Source organism: Erythrobacter litoralis HTCC2594, assembly GCF_000013005.1.
GTDB classification, from domain to species: domain Bacteria; phylum Pseudomonadota; class Alphaproteobacteria; order Sphingomonadales; family Sphingomonadaceae; genus Parerythrobacter; species Parerythrobacter litoralis_A.
On sequence record NC_007722.1, the window covers coordinates 1,795,371 to 1,810,086 of the forward strand.

Here is a 14,716-nt window from a genome sequence, read left to right on the forward strand (position 1 = left end):
ATTACAAAAGAAGACCGACTGTCGTGTCGGCTCATCTTGTGTTCAAGGGATTGCCGCGCAGGTGAGCCGGGTCAATCACATTTACTTTTTGGGCTCCGCCGCTTTCTTCTTTTTCATCGTGTCGTGGAAGCGGTCGGCCCAGCCCGGCTTCACCGATTGCTCGGCGCGCTCCATGCGTAGCTCGCCGTCCGCGACATCGCGGGTGACGGTGCTGCCCGCAGCCACGATCGCATCGGCACCGATCGTCACCGGCGCGACCAGCGCGCTGTTGGAGCCGATGAAGGCACGCTCGCCGATCACGGTCTGGTATTTGAAATAGCCATCGTAGTTGCAGGTGATGGTGCCCGCGCCGATATTGGCCTTCGCGCCGACGGTAGCGTCGCCGAGATAGGTCAGGTGGCTGGCCTTGGCCCCGGGCCCGAGGGTCGTTTTCTTCATCTCGACGAAATTGCCGATGAAGCTGTCTTCCTCCATCACCGCGCCGGGGCGCAGGCGGGCGTAAGGACCGACCTGGCAGTTGGGGCCGACCGTCGCGCCCTCCAAGTGGCTGAAGCTCTTGATATGCGCGCCGTCGGCGACTTTCACGCCGGGGCCGAACACGACATTGGGTTCGACGGTGACATCGCGGCCCAATTCGGTGTCCCAGCTGAAGAATACGGTTTCCGGCGCCTTGAGCGACACGCCCGCCGCCATCGCCTCCTCCCGCTTCAGCTCCTGCCACTGCGCTTCGGCAGCGGCGAGTTCGGCGCGGGAGTTGATCCCGGCGACTTCGCCCGGATCGTCCGTCACCACGACCGCGCTGTGGCGACCATCCCCGCGGGCGATGTTGACGATGTCGACCAGGTAGTATTCGCCTTGGGCGTTATCGTTGCCAACCCGGCGCAAGAGGTCGAACAGGTCCGCGCCCTTCACCGCCATCAGGCCCGAATTGCACAGGGTACACGCGCGCTCTTGTTCGCTCGCATCCTTGAACTCGACCATCTTTTCGATGTGGCCATCAGCATTGGCGATTACCCGGCCATATTGCAGCGCATCGTCGGGTTCGAAGCCCAGCACGACTACCGCCGGCGCATCCTGCTCGTGGAGCCGGTCGAGCATCATTTCCATCGTCGAGCTGCGCACGAAGGGCACGTCGCCATACAGGATGAGCACATCGCCTTCGTATCCAGCTAAATCGCTCTCGGCCTGCTGCACAGCGTGCCCGGTGCCATGTTGCGGCTCCTGCAAGCAGGTCTTGGCGCGGCCTTCGACCGCCGCTTCGAGCTGCTCGCGTCCGGCCCCGACCACGACCACTTTCTCGCTCGGCGCAAGCGCGTCGACCGAGGCCATCAGGTGGTCGAGCATGGCGCGCCCCGCGATCGGGTGCAGGACCTTGTGCAGGTCGCTCTTCATGCGGGTGCCCTTGCCCGCGGCAAGGATGACGGCGGCGAAATCTCGTTGGGTGCTCATGCGCGTGCCCTGCCAGCAAATTGTTGCAGTTTCCATAGCATAGCGGCATCGCAGGGCGCATGGCCGATTTTGCTTTCGACGCCGTGGGTTTCGACCTCGACGGCACGCTGCTCGACACCTTCCGCGATCTCGGAGCGGCGGTAAACCACGCGCTGGAGCTCGGCGGTTTCGATCCGGTCCCGGTCGATAGTTCGAAAGACCTGATCGGCGGCGGGGCCAAGATCATGCTGGGACGCACGGTCGAGCAGCAGGGCGGCATGCCGGAGGACGAGTTCCACGCGCTCTACAAAGCGATGCTGGGGTATTATGCCGAAAACAACGCCGTGTATTCACGCCCCTATCCGGGCGTGGAGGGAGTGCTGGACGATCTGGCCGCGCGCAATGTCACCATGGCCGTCGTCACCAACAAGTTCGAAGGGTTTGCGACTTCGATCCTGACTCAGCTTGGCCTCGCCGACCGCTTCGTGGCCATCATCGGTGGGGACAGCATGGGCAAGGGTCCTGACGGGCGACACCTCGCCAAGCCGCATCCCGATCCCGTTATCGAAGCACGCAAGCGCACAGGCGGTGCGCGCTTCGCTTTCGTCGGCGATTCATCCTACGACGTTGCGGCGGCACGCGGGGCCAATGTGCCTGTCGTCGTCGCCGCCTACGGCTATTGCGACAAGCCACCGCACGAGCTCGGCGGCGATGCGATAATCGAGCGATTCGACCAATTGTTGCCGACGCTCGAACGATTGTAACAGTGGTTCGCGAGCCTGCCCCTACGGCATGCGCGAATGCCGATTTGCGTGTTGCAACGCAGCAGGGAAAATGCCACCCAGCCGCCACGTTGACGGGCGCGTAAAGCTCGCGAAACCAGAAAATCACATTCCCCAATTCGTCTTCAGGAGGACATCCCCATGAGCATCTCATTCAAGGACAAGGTCGCCATCGTCACCGGTGCGGGCGGCGGTCTGGGTCGCGAATATGCGCTCGAACTCGCCCGCCGCGGCGCAAAGGTTGTGGTCAACGATCTCGGCGGATCGCGTGACGGCACCGGCCATTCGGACATGGCGCTGCAGGTGGTCGAGGAAATCGAGAAGGCCGGCGGCGAAGCGATGTCGAACGGCGGCAGTGTCACCGAATACGAGCAGATGGAAAAGATGGTTGCCGACGCGAAGCAGAAGTGGGGCGGCGTGCACGTCGTCATCAACAATGCCGGCGTCCTGCGCGACAAGACCTTCGCCAAGATGACGATGGACGACTTCCGCTTCGTCGTGGACGTCCACCTCAACGGTTCGGCCAATGTCAGCAAGGCGGCGTGGGAAACCATGCGCGAGCAAGCTTATGGCCGCATCCTTATGACCGCCAGCTCGACCGGCCTGTTCGGCAACTTCGGCCAGGCCAATTATGGCGCGGCCAAGCTGGGCCTTGCCGGTCTCACCAAGACGCTCCAACTCGAAGGCGCGAAGTACAACATCAAGGTCAACACGATCTCGCCGGTCGCTGGCACGCGCATGACCGAAGACCTGTTTCCCGAAGAAGCCTTCAAGCTGTTCGACCCGGTCAACGTGGTTCCCGCGGCCCTTTTCCTCGTCAGCGAAGATGCCCCGACCAACGCCATCGTCGGCGCCGGCGCGGGTGGCTTCCACTCGGCATGGACGGTGATGAACGACGCCGTCTGGCTGAAGGACGAAGACCGCACAGTCGAAGGCTTCGCCGCCAACTGGGACAAGATCAGCGAGTTCGCCAACCTCAAGGCGCCGCAGAGCGGCTCCGAACAGTCGGGCGCGATCCTGACCGCCATGCAGAAGGTCACGGGCACCGGGCCAAGCAGCGCGCGCGGCTAACGCCCATTTCTGCGGATGAGAACGGGGCCTCGCATTCCGGTGCGGGGCCTCTTTCCGTGGAAGTCAGTCCCCGATCGACTTGAGCAGCCGCCGCTCCATCGGAGCAAGCACCCCGGCCAGCTCATGCCCGCGCTTTAGGATCTGTCCGTGCTCGCCGAACAGCGCCCACATGCCCTGCTTGTTGCGTAGGGACGGACGCTTCTCGACCCGCGCTTGCGGACGCTCGGCGGCGCGGCGGAAAGCGGCGAAAACGGCTGCGTCCTTGGTGAAATCCATCGCGTAATCGCGCCATTCGCCGGCGGCGACCATGCGGCCATAGAGCTCCAGGATGCGCTGCAGTTCGTCGCGCTCGAAACCGACCTGGTTGGGCTTGCGGCCGGGAAACGCGACGACGGTATCGCCGAGAGGTGATTTCATCAGCTGTCGGTCCCGCTCCGCCGGGCGGTTTCAGGCTCGGCTTCGGCGGTGCGTGCCTGTTTCAGCTCGTCGATCTCTGCCCTCAGCGAGTGCAGCTCGCCTTCCAGCTTCTCTATGCAGTCGATCCGGTTCCCCTCGGCATCCTCGCAGGGCGTGCCGTAGGGGAGGAATTCGCGCGCCCATTCCTCGGCCGGAACGAGTGTGGAGCGAGCCTTCATGCCGATCATGGTCGCGCCTTCGGGCACGTCTTCCATCACCACGGCATTGGCACCGATGCGTGCGCGCTTGCCGACGGTTATCGGGCCGATCACCTGCGCGCCGGAGCCGATAATGACATTGTCCTCGATGGTCGGGTGCCGCTTACCGCCGACCCCGTTGGTCGGATTGGTCCCGCCCAGGGTAACGCATTGATAGATGGTGACATCGTCGCCGATTTCGGCAGTCTCCCCGATCACCGTAAACCCATGGTCGATGAAGAAGTTTTTCCCGATCTTGGCCCCGGGGTGGATGTCGATTGCGGTGAGGAAACGCCCGATGTGGTTCACCAGCCGGGCAAGGAAATAGAGATGGGCTTCGAACAGCCAGTGCGCGGCCCGATGGAAGCCGAGCGCCCAGACACCGGGGTAAAGGAGTATCTCCCAGCGCGAGCGCGGGGCCGGATCGCGGGCGCGGACGGAATCCAGATAGGCGGTGAGCCCGTTCAGCATTGGCGGGGTTCTCCCACTTTTGCGACCTTGGACGCCCTCAAAACAAGCGCGCCTGTTCAGGCCCTTGTACAGCTTCCAGCGCGTCGCGCCAAATTCCCAGCGTCGGCGCCACTTTGCGTTCGAGGCTCAGGCGGTCGATATGACCGACCAGTTTCTCGATATCGGCAAAGCTGCGCGTTGCCCTTGGAATCAGGTAGGTAAGGGCATCTTCGCCGAGCGCAAGGCCACGCCGTGTCGCATGGCTGAGCACGAGATCGCCCAGCATGGCATCGTCCGGCGTGCCGATTTCGACGTGGAGCGCGGCTCCGAGGCGCGATTTCAGGTCGGGCAGCGTAATGTGCCAGCTTTCCCCGTCGGCGATGAGCAGCAATTTCTCCCCATTTTGTTGCGCCCTGTTCCAGCGATGGAACAGCGTCGTTTCGCTTTCGCTGTCCGCTCCGTCGATCACTGTCGCCTTGCCCTGCTCTTCGACCCAGCGGCCCAGCAGCGACTTGCCCGAGCGGGGCGGCCCCATCAGGATGGCCGTGCCGAACGGCCAGGCGCTCGGCTCTGCCAGCGCTTCGATGATCCGCGCATTGGCATTTCCGACCACGATTGCCGCAGGGTTGGATGAATGCCCGTGCGCCAGCGGCAAGGCGATCTGCGAAAAGCGAGCCGGAGCGGGCACGACCGCCTGGCCTAGCGACTGATACGAAGCGCGTTGCTGCCCTGGGTCACGGTGAACCCGCGCGCACGCAGTGCTCCGGCAAGTTGCTCGAGGCTGCCCGAATAGCTCACCTGCATCACCGAAGTGCCGCCGATCCCGACGCTGCTCGGCGCGGCGGCGCGGACGCCCGGGGTCGCGCGCACTCCGGAGAGCGTCGCGTCGAACGATCCCGCATCGGGTGTAACGAACTGGACCACGAAGGTGGCAGAGGTTGCGGCCTCGGTCGGCGTCGGCGCAGGCGTCGGAGCAGTCTCGGCACCCTCCTCTCCTTCGCTCCCTGCCGCCGCCGCGGCTGCCGCGCGATCTTGCGCCTGTGCCGCGCGCCCCGCCTCGATCAGGCGCTGCAGTTCCGGGCTCACCCCGATATTGCGCTGGTTGAGCGTCGGGTCGGGTCGCAGCTTGCCCTCGGCCAGGGCCGCTTCGAAGACATCGTCGAATCGGTTGACTGCCTGCCGCATCATGTCCGGAACGGCTTCCGGATTGGGCGCGGTGAGCGTAAAGCGGTCCAGATAGCGATTGTCCGGCCCGTAGCGAGCGGTGAAAGTCCCTTGGACCGGCCCTCCCGGATATTGGTAATCGAGCCGGGCGATCGGCACCAGCACATCAGCGGCACCGAACTGGTCGAGGATGTTGCTCCACCACGCGCGGCTGCGGCGGCTGGTCTGGCCGTAGGTAATGAGCAGAGAGTCCCCGCCAGCGCCAGAGGGGCGGACATAATCGATCCGGCTCGAGCCCGACTGGTATTCGGCCCAGGCCCGCTGCCAGTCGTTGCGCTGTTCGTAAACCAGCGCTGTTCCTCCGGTCATGAGAACGGGTACCAGCAGCATCGGGGCCGAGCGAGCCTGCGCCCCGCTGCCGCCGAGATAGCGTCCGGCACGCTGGCGATCGAAGATCACGCCCAATGTCGCGACATAGCGGCGCCCGCCCAGCCGCTCGCGCTCGACGACGATGGCGGAGACCATGCTCTGCAGCTGCCCATCGGATATGTTCGGCCCGTCGAGTTTTTCCCATGCTTTGCGCAAGGCTTCGAGATAGCCTGCCTCGCGTGCATCGGCGGCGGTGTCGCCGGTGACGTCGACCTCGATCCCGGACACGTCGATATCGCGGCTGGCGGTAACGACAGGAATGCCGCGCTCGCCCTCGACCTGCCCGAACAGGGTCGACGTCATCACCGCAATTCCCACGCCGAGCGCTGCCAGGAGCGCCAGACCTGCGATCAGGATGCGGGTGGGGAGGTGTGCGATCAGTGCCATGGGGAAAACCGCGAGCCTTTTGCCGAAAGCCACGTGCGATTCCAAGCGCGAAAGACTAAAGGTCGTGGCATGTCTGCGGATAGTTCTGGAAAAACCGGCTATACCTATGCCGATGCCGGGGTCGATATCGATGCCGGCAACGCGCTCGTCAAAGCGATCGGACCGCTGGTGAAAGCCACGATGCGCCCCGGCGCGGACGGCGAGATCGGCGGCTTCGGCGGATTCTTCGACCCCGGGGCGGCCGGGTACAAGGACCCGCTGCTGGTCGCAGGCAATGACGGCGTCGGCACCAAGCTCAAGCTCGCGATCGACACCCAGCGCCATGATACGGTGGGTATCGATCTCGTCGCCATGTGCGTGAACGATTTGATCGTGCAGGGTGCCGAGCCGCTGTTCTTCCTCGACTATTTCGCCACCGGCAAGCTGCAAAACGGCGTCGCCGAGCGCGTGATCGCGGGCATTGCCGAGGGCTGCAAACTGGCCGGATGCGCGCTGATCGGCGGGGAAACGGCGGAGATGCCCGGCATGTATGCCGAAGGCGACTACGACCTCGCCGGCTTCTGCGTCGGCGCGGTCGAACGTGGCGAGCAGCTGACCGGCACGAAGGTTGCGCCCGGCCATGTCCTGCTTGGCCTCGCCTCATCGGGCATCCACTCCAACGGCTATTCGCTGGTCCGGCGGCTGGCGGCGGACAAGGGCTGGAAGCTCGACCGCCCCGCCCTGTTCGACAACGAGCGCCTGCTGATCGAGCATTTGCTCGAACCGACGCGGATTTATGTCGCCAGCCTGCTGCCCGCAGTGCGCGCAGGCGAAATCGACGCGCTGGCGCATATCACCGGTGGCGGGCTGCTGGAGAATATTCCGCGCGTGCTGCCGCAAGGCGCGCATGCGGTGATCGATGCCGATGCGTGGGAACAGCCGCGCCTGATGGCTTTCCTCCAGGCGCAGGGCGGCATCGAACCGGGCGAGATGGCGCGCACTTTTAACTGCGGGATCGGAATGGTCCTGGCGGTCACGCCGGACAAGGTAGAGGCGGTGACGGCGCGCCTGAACGAGGCGGGCGAAACCGTCCACCGCATCGGAACGATCGAGGCGGGTGAGAAAGGCTGCACCGTGCGCGGCTCGACAGGCACATGGTCCGCCACCGCCGATTGGGAAACCCGGCATCTTGGCTGAGACGCCGCTCGCCAAGGTGGCCGTGCTGGTTTCGGGCAGCGGGACCAATATGGCGGCGCTCCTCTATGCCAGCCGCCTCCCGGACAGCCCCTACGAAATCGTCCTCGTCGCCAGCAACGATCCGAACGCGGGCGGCCTGTCGTTGGCCGAAGCCGAGGGTATCCCGACCTTTGCGCTCAGCCACAAAGGGATGAGCCGCGAGGAACACGACCAGGCGATGGACGCTGCTGTTCGAAGTTCCGGCGCAGAATATATCGCGCTCGCCGGATACATGCGCATCCTTTCGGACGAGATGGTCACGCGGTGGGAAGGCCGGATGCTCAACATCCACCCGTCGCTTCTGCCCAAATACAAGGGATTGAAAACCCACGAACGCGCGCTCGAGGCGGGCGACGAATTTTGCGGCACGTCGGTGCATCTCGTCACCAGCGAGCTCGACGGTGGCCAGGTGCTGGGGCAAGCTCCCGTTGCGATCATGGACAGCGACACGCCCGAAACGCTCGCCTACCGGGTCAAGCTGGCCGAGCACCAGCTTTACCCGCGCGTGCTGGCCGACTTCGTCTCGCGCCCGTTCGATTCCGGCTGGCTTCTGGAACGGGTGCGCGCGCTGGCGATGGCGCTTCCCGAAGCCGAGGAGCGCCCCAGCCACGGCGCGCCCGGCTGGCGCACCGGCGGCATGAGCGGGAAGTATTTCGCCTATTTCAGCGACCGGCACCACGGCGAGGATAATATCGCCCTGCTCGCCAAGACCAGCGGCACCGACGAGCTGATGGAACTCGTCGAGCGCGATCCGGACGCATTCTACAGACCCGCCTACTATGGCGCGAGCGGCTGGGTCGGCGTGATCCTCAACCGCCCGAATTGCGATTGGGATCAGGTCGAGTACTGGCTGAAGCGCAGCTGGCAGGCGGTCGCACCGAAGCGCCTGACCAAGATGATGGATGTGGCTGACGAGTGTTAGGTCCGCTTGCGACCCAATTGCGGATATGCAGATGTTCGGGCATCTACCTGCAAATGAGCCAACCGCCCTCCAAGTCTGAGCGCATGGAAGTCCGCAAAGCGATTGGGAACCGATCTATTCCCGGACCGAGTGTGCCGCCAACGCATCGCGGGCCGGATTATCTTTCCGCTCATGCGTGCTTCGATTGCCGAAAGTCTTGGAAACTGTCTGAAGACAGCGCGGCCGTTTGTCCTGAATGCGGGGAACCAGCGCATTTCATGGGCAGAGCGTTTAAGGCACCGAAGAAATCAGACAAGGAACAATGGAACAAAGCCGAGAGGCTTTGGAATGCTGGCTTTCGATTCTTTCCCAACACTGGTAGGCGAGATGTTGAGCCGTATCCCGAGCGTCTGAGAGATGTCGACGAGTTCGTTAGGCAAAACCCGAACCATCCATTTCGAGTGCAGAGCTAACGTCCGCTTCCCACCCAATTCGCGACACAAAAAAGGCCGCCCCGATCGGAGCGGCCCTCTTTGAATTCGCTTGAGCGCGAGGCTCAGCCGACGATCTCGTCCTCGTCGAAGAAGAAGTCGATCTCGATTTTCGCGTTCTCTTCGCTATCCGAGCCGTGGACGGTGTTTTCGCCGATCGACAGGGCGTATTCCTTGCGGATCGTGCCTTCGGCGGCTTCGGCCGGGTTGGTCGCGCCCATAACGTCGCGATTGCGCTTCACGGCGTCTTCGCCCTCGAGCACCTGCACGACCACCGGCTCGCTCATCATGAAGTCGACGAGTTCACCGAAGAAAGGACGTTCCTTGTGAACCGCGTAGAAGCCTTCGGCCTGTTCGCGGGACATGCGGATGCGCTTCGAAGCGACGACGCGCAGGCCGGCCTCTTCCAGCATCTTGGTGACGGCGCCGGTCAGGTTGCGCTTGGTGGCATCGGGTTTGATGATCGAAAAGGTGCGGGTGACCGCCATGGGAATTTCCTTCAGTCGAATTGTCGGGGGCGAAATTGGTTGCGCGCGCCCTTAGCGCCGCCGCGCACGACGGGCAAGCCTTGCCGAAGCGGCGTAGCGCTCCCTAGTTTCCCGAACCCTCGCTCACCATCAACTGTACGCTCGTGGCGCTGCCCTGCTCACCCGCATTGACGGAGAAGGAAGCACCGCTTGCGCCCTCACCCGCCAGCGCCCGGCTTTCGCCCGTTGTCATGTCCATCTTGATATCGATGCCCGCCGCCTCGGCTTCGGCCTTGTAGTAGGCGATGATCTCGTCGGGCGTGGCGTTGGTCTCCATCATCACCAGCGAGCCTTTCTCGCCGTCGCTGTCGATATTGGTCGCGCTGAGGACGGTCGCGCCGGGGTAGACTTTGAAGCCCAGCGGCAGGCGCGCCCGGACATTGGGGCCGGTCTGCATCGTTGCCGTGCCGTCTTCGGTGGTGATGGTCGCGTTCGTTTCGCCGCTGTTCTCGTCGACGGAATAGTCCATGCGTTCGCCGTCCTCGCCCTCGAGCGTGCCGGAGGTTTCCGAACCGCATGCGGCAAGCGCGAGCGCGGCGATGACAGGCAGGACGATACGCATGGAATTCTCCCGAGACTGCTGATCAGGCGACCTTGGTCCATTTGCCGCCTTCTTGTCGGAAGAATGATCGCTCCAGACCATCGGTTCCGTCAAGGGCGCGCCAGGTTGCGCGTGCAGCCTCCAGCGTCTCGTCGCTGAACAGCAGGAAGGCGCGCTCGAAACCGTGCGGATCGCGCCATTCGCCGTCGGCAAAGATTACATGACTCGCACCGTTGGCGGCCTCGCACGTTTCGCCGAGAAGGATCGGCTGGCGCTCGGCATGGTCGGCCGACGCCTCGCCATTCGCCAGGAAGTGCTCCGGCTTCGCTTCCCACAGCGCTTTCGCAATCGCCGCCCGCTTCTCGTCGTCCTTCGCGACGACGAGCAGCCGTTCGCCTTCATCGAGAACCCTCGCAGCGATCATGGCCACGACCTTGTCTGCCGGATCGCGCGAAAGCTGCCAGAAGTCCGCTTTCATTTTCGCCTCACCCCGCATTCTTCGCGCTGCGGCGGCAGCGCTCCGAACAATACTTCACGTTGTCCCAATCGCGCTCCCACTTCTTGCGCCAGGTGAACGGCAAACCGCAAAACGCGCAGTCCTTGCTCGGCAAGTCGGACTTCCTGCGCATTCTGGGCATTATATTCGGCCTACCGCTTCGCTACTTGAGGCTAGAGGTTACCCTTCCAGCACGTCGCGGACGTATTGATCGATGATCCGCACGCCATAGCCGGTCGCGCCCTTGTCCCACGTCTGGCCTGCCTTGTCGGCCCACACCATGCCGGCGATGTCGCAATGCGCCCACGGGCGATCCTTGTCGATGAAGCGCTGCAGGAACTGCGCGGCGGTGATCGACCCCGCCCCGCGCGGGCCGATATTCTTCATGTCCGCGATCGGCGAGTTGAGCAGCTTGTCGTATTCCGGCATCAGCGGGAAGCGCCACAGCTTGTCTCCGGTGGACTTGCCGGCAGCCATCAGCTTGTCCGCCAGATCGTCGTCGTTGGAGAAAATCCCGCCGTGCTCGCTGCCGAGCGCGATGATCATCGCGCCGGTCAGCGTTGCGAAATCGACCACTGCAACCGGATCGAATTCCTTCTGCGTCCAGTGCAGCGCATCGCACAGGACCAACCGCCCCTCCGCATCGGTATTGAGCACTTCGATCGTCTGGCCCGACATCGACGTGACGATATCGCCCGGACGCATTGCGCGGCCATCGGGCATGTTCTCGACCAGCCCCACCACACCAACGACATTGGCCCTGGCCTTTCGCTTGGCCAGCGCGACCATCGCGCCGGCGACTGCACCGGCGCCGCCCATGTCCCATTTCATGTCTTCCATGCCGGGCCCGGGCTTCAGCGAGATCCCGCCGGTATCAAAGGTCACGCCCTTGCCGACGAAGGCCATCGGGCGCTGGCCCGGCTCGCCGCCGTTCCATTTCATCGCCAGCAGGCGCGATGGTCGCTCCGACCCGAGCCCCACGCCAAGCAGCGCGCCCATGCCGAGCTTTTCCATGTCGTCGTCGGTCAGCACCGTGATCTCGATGCCAGTGCCCTGCAGCGCATCGCGGCATTGCGCGACGAAGCTTTCGGGATAGAGCTTGTTGGCGGGCTCTGCGACCAGGTGACGGGTGAATTCGATGCCTTCGCACAGCGCCTCCTCCACATCCCACGCGGTTTGCGCGGTGCCCGGCGCGCCAACCACGATCGCGTCGGTCAACGTCTTCTTCTGCTCGTCCTTCATTTTGGTGCGATAGGCATCCTGGCGCCACGTCCGCAGCCGCAGGCCGAGCAAGACCGATGCGATCTCCTCGCCGGTCAGGCCGCTGTCTTCGAAGTCGAGCACGATCGTGCTTGCGCCCGACGACAGGTACTTGCCCGCCAGTGCCGCTCCGGCCTTCTCGCAATTGATGTTGCGGTTCTCGGCATCTTTCGAACCGGCACCGGCCAGCGCCACGCGGACCACGGTGCCGTCGCGTTCGACGAACCCTTCGAAGACCTGCCCGGAACCGCCTTTGAAGCGCGCCGCGCTCGCGCCTTCCGTCAGCGCGCGTTCCAATCCGTCGGGCAAGGACCCGCGGTTGCAGACATGCGCCACCAGCGTGGCATCGGCAGGACGGCTATCGGCGAAAGTGATTTTCATGAGGTCTCCGGAAGAGGCATGTTTTCTTCGTCTAACGCGCCGTATCGCAGGCGTTTCCACGCTCTGCCGCATGCGGCGTCACAGGGCGATTGCGATTAGGATGCCCAAGTGCAATAGGCAAGCCATGCACCGCCCCGGAGCTCCTGCCTTGCCCGACCTGCTGCTCCGCGCATCGCGTGCCGGGGCAGGCGCGCTGGCTTTGGCGGGCCTGTCGGTTCCGACGCTGGCGCAAGACGAGACGGTCGACGCGGCCAGCACAGAGCAGCGGCAGGAACCGCGCGCGATCGATTTCGAGGCCGACGTCGTCGATTACGATTCCGGGCAGGACGTTGTTTCCGCACGCGGCAATGTGGTCCTGCGCAGCGAGGATCAGTCGGTCCGCGCCGATGTCGTGCGGTGGGATCGCTCGACCGGCGTCATCGAAGCGATCGGAAATGTCCGCTTCGTCGATCAGGACGGCAACCAGCTTTATTCCAGCAGCGTCGAGCTGACCGACAAGTTCGAAGCAGGGGCAATGGAAGACCTGCTGCTGGCGCTGCGCGAGGGCGGGCGACTGGCGGCAGAATCAGGCGCGCGCGGCGAAGACGGCACCATTGTGCTCGATCGCGCCGCCTATACCGCCTGCTCGGTCACCAATCCCGACGGCTGCCCCAAGGACCCCAGCTGGCGAATCACTGCCGAGCGCGTCGTTTACGATCCGGACGAACGCCGGGTGCGCTTCCGCGGGGCCTATCTCGAATTGTTCGGCGCGCGCCTGCTGCCGCTGCCGGGTCTGAGCGTGCGCACCGATGGCGGCGCGATCAGCGGATTCCTCGTGCCCGACATCAGGCTGTCGGAATCGAACGGCCTGGAAATGACCGGCGAATACTATTTCAGGCTCGGCGACAACAAGGACGCCAAGCTGGGTACGAGCGTCTATACCGAAGCGCCGCCGATGGTGTTCGGCCAGTATCGCCAGCTTACCGAAAAAGGCGCCTTCCAGATAACGGGCTACGGCACCTACAGCCGCCGTATCTCCGATTTCACCGGCATCGCGACGAGCGAGCAGGACTTCCGCGGGTATGTCGATGCCAATGGCACGTTTCAGTTCGACGAGAACTGGAGCCTCAACGCTTCGCTGCGGCTGGCCAGCGATCGGACCTTCCTGCGCCGCTACGATATCAGCCGCGACGACCGCCTACGCTCGATCGTCGAGCTCGAACGCATCGAAAGCGACAGCTATTTCCAGCTCGCGGGCTACGCCACGCAGACCCTGCGACTCAACCAGGACCAGGGGCAGGTACCGATGGCCTTCCCCGTACTCGATTACCGCAAGCGGCTGGACGAGCCCGTGCTCGGGGGCAAGGTGGAGATGCAGCTCAACACGCTGGCGATCGTGCGCGATGTGGGTCAGGATACCCAGCGGGCCTTCGCCAAGGTGCAGTGGGACCTGCGCAAGATCACTCCGATGGGGCAGGTCGTCCGGTTCACCGCGCTCGCTCGCGGCGATGTCTATCATTCAAGCCAGAATGCGCTGACCCAAACCGCGATCTATCGCGGCAATCCCGGCTGGCAGGCGCGAGGTATCGGTCTGGCGGCAGTCGATGTCCAATGGCCCTTTGTCGGGCCTGCGTTCGGCGGAACGCAGGTTTTCACGCCGCGCGTGCAGGTGGTCGCGACGCCGCCGATCCGCAATCTGGCGGTGCCTAACGAGGATGCCCGCGCGATCGATCTCGAGGATTCCAACCTCTTCGCGCTGAACCGCTTCCCGGGTTACGATCGGGTCGAGGACGGCGTACGCATCACCTACGGTTTCGACTGGGAGCTGACCCGGCCCGGCCTGAGGGTGAAGACGACGCTCGGCCAGAGCTACCGGCTCGACAAGGATACCGATATCCTCGTCGACGGGACCGGCCTGTCGGAACGCGTGTCCGACTTCGTCGGCCGCACCGAGGTGCGCTTTCGCGACTTCGTCTCGCTCACGCACCGCTACCGCCTCGACAAGGACAATCTGGCGATCCGCCGCAACGAATTCGATGCGACCATCGGCAGCCGCAGGACGTATTTCGAAGTCGGCTACCTGCGCCTCGACCGCGATATTGCGCAAGGCATCGAGGATCTGCAGGATCGCGAAGAGGTGCGCGCCGCTGCCCGCCTTGCCTTTGCCGATTACTGGTCGATCTTCGGAGCCGGCGTCGTCAACCTGACCGATCGCAACGAGGACCCGACCTTCATCTCCGATGGCTTCGAGCCGATCCGCACCCGGCTCGGCATCGCTTACGAGGACGATTGCCTGGAACTCGGCTTCACCTGGCGGCGCGATTATGTGGACCAGGGGGACGCCCGGCGCGGCGACACGTTCCAGTTCTATTTCAGCCTGAAAAGTCTCGGATTCCGATAGCGACACCGCCGTGGAGCAATGCCGGATTGGCTTGACCAGCCAAACGCGCTAGATCGCGCCACTCATCAAGGGTTCAGCCACGTTTCGCCATGCGGCACGGCCACGAATTTGCCCTGTCATGTCCATATGTTGGACGGGAATATGACGGCGGGGCGCAAGA

At 64.0% G+C, this 14,716-nt stretch carries 15 protein-coding genes; 5 read left to right on the plus strand and 10 right to left on the minus strand.

The genetic code is table 11. The annotated features are described in order from the left end of the window. Positions 1-81 precede the first annotated feature (81 nt). Entirely contained in the window at positions 82-1,449 is a 1,368-nt protein-coding gene (gene glmU, locus EL2594_RS08725) for a bifunctional UDP-N-acetylglucosamine diphosphorylase/glucosamine-1-phosphate N-acetyltransferase GlmU (protein WP_041685211.1), read from the minus strand. Between the two features lie 59 nt (positions 1,450-1,508). Between glmU and EL2594_RS08730 the strand changes: the two genes are divergently transcribed. Then, on the plus strand, positions 1,509-2,192 hold the full coding sequence (locus EL2594_RS08730) for an HAD hydrolase-like protein (RefSeq protein WP_011414686.1): 684 nt from the start codon (positions 1,509-1,511) through the stop codon (positions 2,190-2,192). Between the two features lie 159 nt (positions 2,193-2,351). Then, positions 2,352-3,281 carry an SDR family NAD(P)-dependent oxidoreductase gene (locus tag EL2594_RS08735; protein WP_011414687.1) on the plus strand — a complete coding sequence of 310 codons (930 nt, stop codon included), beginning with the start codon at positions 2,352-2,354 and terminating at the stop codon, positions 3,279-3,281. A 63-nt stretch (positions 3,282-3,344) separates the two neighbouring features. On the opposite strand, the gene EL2594_RS08740 is transcribed toward EL2594_RS08735, so the two are convergent. Genes EL2594_RS08740 through EL2594_RS08755 form a run of 4 tightly spaced genes read right to left on the minus strand, consistent with a single transcriptional unit; the run spans position 3,345 to position 6,364 of the window. Next, on the minus strand, positions 3,345-3,698 hold the full coding sequence (locus EL2594_RS08740; RefSeq protein ID WP_011414688.1) for a DUF2794 domain-containing protein: 354 nt from the start codon (positions 3,696-3,698) through the stop codon (positions 3,345-3,347). Continuing rightward, entirely contained in the window at positions 3,698-4,405 is a 708-nt protein-coding gene (gene epsC / locus EL2594_RS08745; RefSeq protein ID WP_011414689.1) for a serine O-acetyltransferase EpsC, read from the minus strand. Before epsC ends, EL2594_RS08740 begins: the two co-directional genes overlap by 1 nt. A 37-nt stretch (positions 4,406-4,442) precedes the next feature. Further along, positions 4,443-5,072 (minus strand): DnaA/Hda family protein, encoded by a 630-nt coding sequence (locus EL2594_RS08750; RefSeq protein ID WP_011414690.1) that lies wholly within the window; start codon positions 5,070-5,072, stop codon positions 4,443-4,445. A gap of 11 nt (positions 5,073-5,083) precedes the next feature. After that, positions 5,084-6,364, minus strand: coding sequence for a hypothetical protein (locus tag EL2594_RS08755; RefSeq protein ID WP_049762542.1), 1,281 nt, complete (start codon positions 6,362-6,364; stop codon positions 5,084-5,086). A gap of 69 nt (positions 6,365-6,433) precedes the next feature. Here EL2594_RS08755 and purM point away from each other — a divergent pair, with 69 nt between their 5' ends. Both purM and purN read left to right on the plus strand, forming a co-directional pair. Continuing rightward, positions 6,434-7,540 (plus strand): phosphoribosylformylglycinamidine cyclo-ligase, encoded by a 1,107-nt coding sequence (gene purM / locus EL2594_RS08760; RefSeq protein WP_011414692.1) that lies wholly within the window; start codon positions 6,434-6,436, stop codon positions 7,538-7,540. Continuing rightward, positions 7,533-8,501: a phosphoribosylglycinamide formyltransferase gene (purN, locus tag EL2594_RS08765; RefSeq protein WP_011414693.1), complete on the plus strand. Its 969-nt coding sequence runs from the start codon at positions 7,533-7,535 to the stop codon at positions 8,499-8,501. The genes purM and purN overlap by 8 nt, the downstream gene beginning before the upstream one ends. 535 nt (positions 8,502-9,036) lie before the next feature. On the opposite strand, the gene ndk is transcribed toward purN, so the two are convergent. The 5 genes from ndk to EL2594_RS08785 all read right to left on the minus strand — a co-directional run bounded on the left by ndk (position 9,037) and on the right by EL2594_RS08785 (position 12,176). Beyond that, complete coding sequence (ndk, locus tag EL2594_RS08770) at positions 9,037-9,459, minus strand: nucleoside-diphosphate kinase (RefSeq protein WP_011414694.1); 423 nt, start codon at positions 9,457-9,459, stop codon at positions 9,037-9,039. Positions 9,460-9,562: 103 nt separating this feature from the next. Continuing rightward, a complete protein-coding gene (locus tag EL2594_RS08775) occupies positions 9,563-10,060 on the minus strand; it encodes a hypothetical protein (protein ID WP_011414695.1) in 498 nt (165 codons plus the stop codon). Positions 10,061-10,082: 22 nt separating this feature from the next. After that, a complete protein-coding gene (locus tag EL2594_RS08780) occupies positions 10,083-10,517 on the minus strand; it encodes a DNA polymerase III subunit chi (protein ID WP_011414696.1) in 435 nt (144 codons plus the stop codon). 7 nt (positions 10,518-10,524) lie between these two features. Then, a complete protein-coding gene (locus EL2594_RS15145; RefSeq protein WP_081432300.1) occupies positions 10,525-10,677 on the minus strand; it encodes a DUF2256 domain-containing protein in 153 nt (50 codons plus the stop codon). A gap of 38 nt (positions 10,678-10,715) precedes the next feature. Beyond that, positions 10,716-12,176 carry a leucyl aminopeptidase gene (locus EL2594_RS08785; RefSeq protein ID WP_011414698.1) on the minus strand — a complete coding sequence of 487 codons (1,461 nt, stop codon included), beginning with the start codon at positions 12,174-12,176 and terminating at the stop codon, positions 10,716-10,718. A 124-nt stretch (positions 12,177-12,300) separates the two neighbouring features. Between EL2594_RS08785 and EL2594_RS08790 the strand changes: the two genes are divergently transcribed. Further along, positions 12,301-14,556, plus strand: coding sequence for an LPS-assembly protein LptD (locus tag EL2594_RS08790; RefSeq protein ID WP_081432301.1), 2,256 nt, complete (start codon positions 12,301-12,303; stop codon positions 14,554-14,556). Positions 14,557-14,716: the final 160 nt, after the last annotated feature.

Excerpts from the sequence above, each read along its gene's own strand:
- EL2594_RS08735 (WP_011414687.1), top strand. The coding sequence starts at position 2,352 with ATGAGCATCTCATTCAAGGACAAGGTCGCCATCGTCACCGGTGCGGGC.
- EL2594_RS08775 (WP_011414695.1), bottom strand. The coding sequence starts at position 10,060 with ATGCGTATCGTCCTGCCTGTCATCGCCGCGCTCGCGCTTGCCGCATGC.
- EL2594_RS15145 (WP_081432300.1), bottom strand. The coding sequence starts at position 10,677 with ATGCCCAGAATGCGCAGGAAGTCCGACTTGCCGAGCAAGGACTGCGCG.
- glmU (WP_041685211.1), bottom strand. The coding sequence starts at position 1,449 with ATGAGCACCCAACGAGATTTCGCCGCCGTCATCCTTGCCGCGGGCAAG.
- EL2594_RS08740 (WP_011414688.1), bottom strand. The coding sequence starts at position 3,698 with ATGAAATCACCTCTCGGCGATACCGTCGTCGCGTTTCCCGGCCGCAAG.
- EL2594_RS08790 (WP_081432301.1), top strand. The coding sequence starts at position 12,301 with ATGCACCGCCCCGGAGCTCCTGCCTTGCCCGACCTGCTGCTCCGCGCA.
- epsC (WP_011414689.1), bottom strand. The coding sequence starts at position 4,405 with ATGCTGAACGGGCTCACCGCCTATCTGGATTCCGTCCGCGCCCGCGAT.
- EL2594_RS08755 (WP_049762542.1), bottom strand. The coding sequence starts at position 6,364 with ATGGCACTGATCGCACACCTCCCCACCCGCATCCTGATCGCAGGTCTG.
- purM (WP_011414692.1), top strand. The coding sequence starts at position 6,434 with ATGTCTGCGGATAGTTCTGGAAAAACCGGCTATACCTATGCCGATGCC.
- ndk (WP_011414694.1), bottom strand. The coding sequence starts at position 9,459 with ATGGCGGTCACCCGCACCTTTTCGATCATCAAACCCGATGCCACCAAG.
- EL2594_RS08785 (WP_011414698.1), bottom strand. The coding sequence starts at position 12,176 with ATGAAAATCACTTTCGCCGATAGCCGTCCTGCCGATGCCACGCTGGTG.
- EL2594_RS08780 (WP_011414696.1), bottom strand. The coding sequence starts at position 10,517 with ATGAAAGCGGACTTCTGGCAGCTTTCGCGCGATCCGGCAGACAAGGTC.
- EL2594_RS08730 (WP_011414686.1), top strand. The coding sequence starts at position 1,509 with ATGGCCGATTTTGCTTTCGACGCCGTGGGTTTCGACCTCGACGGCACG.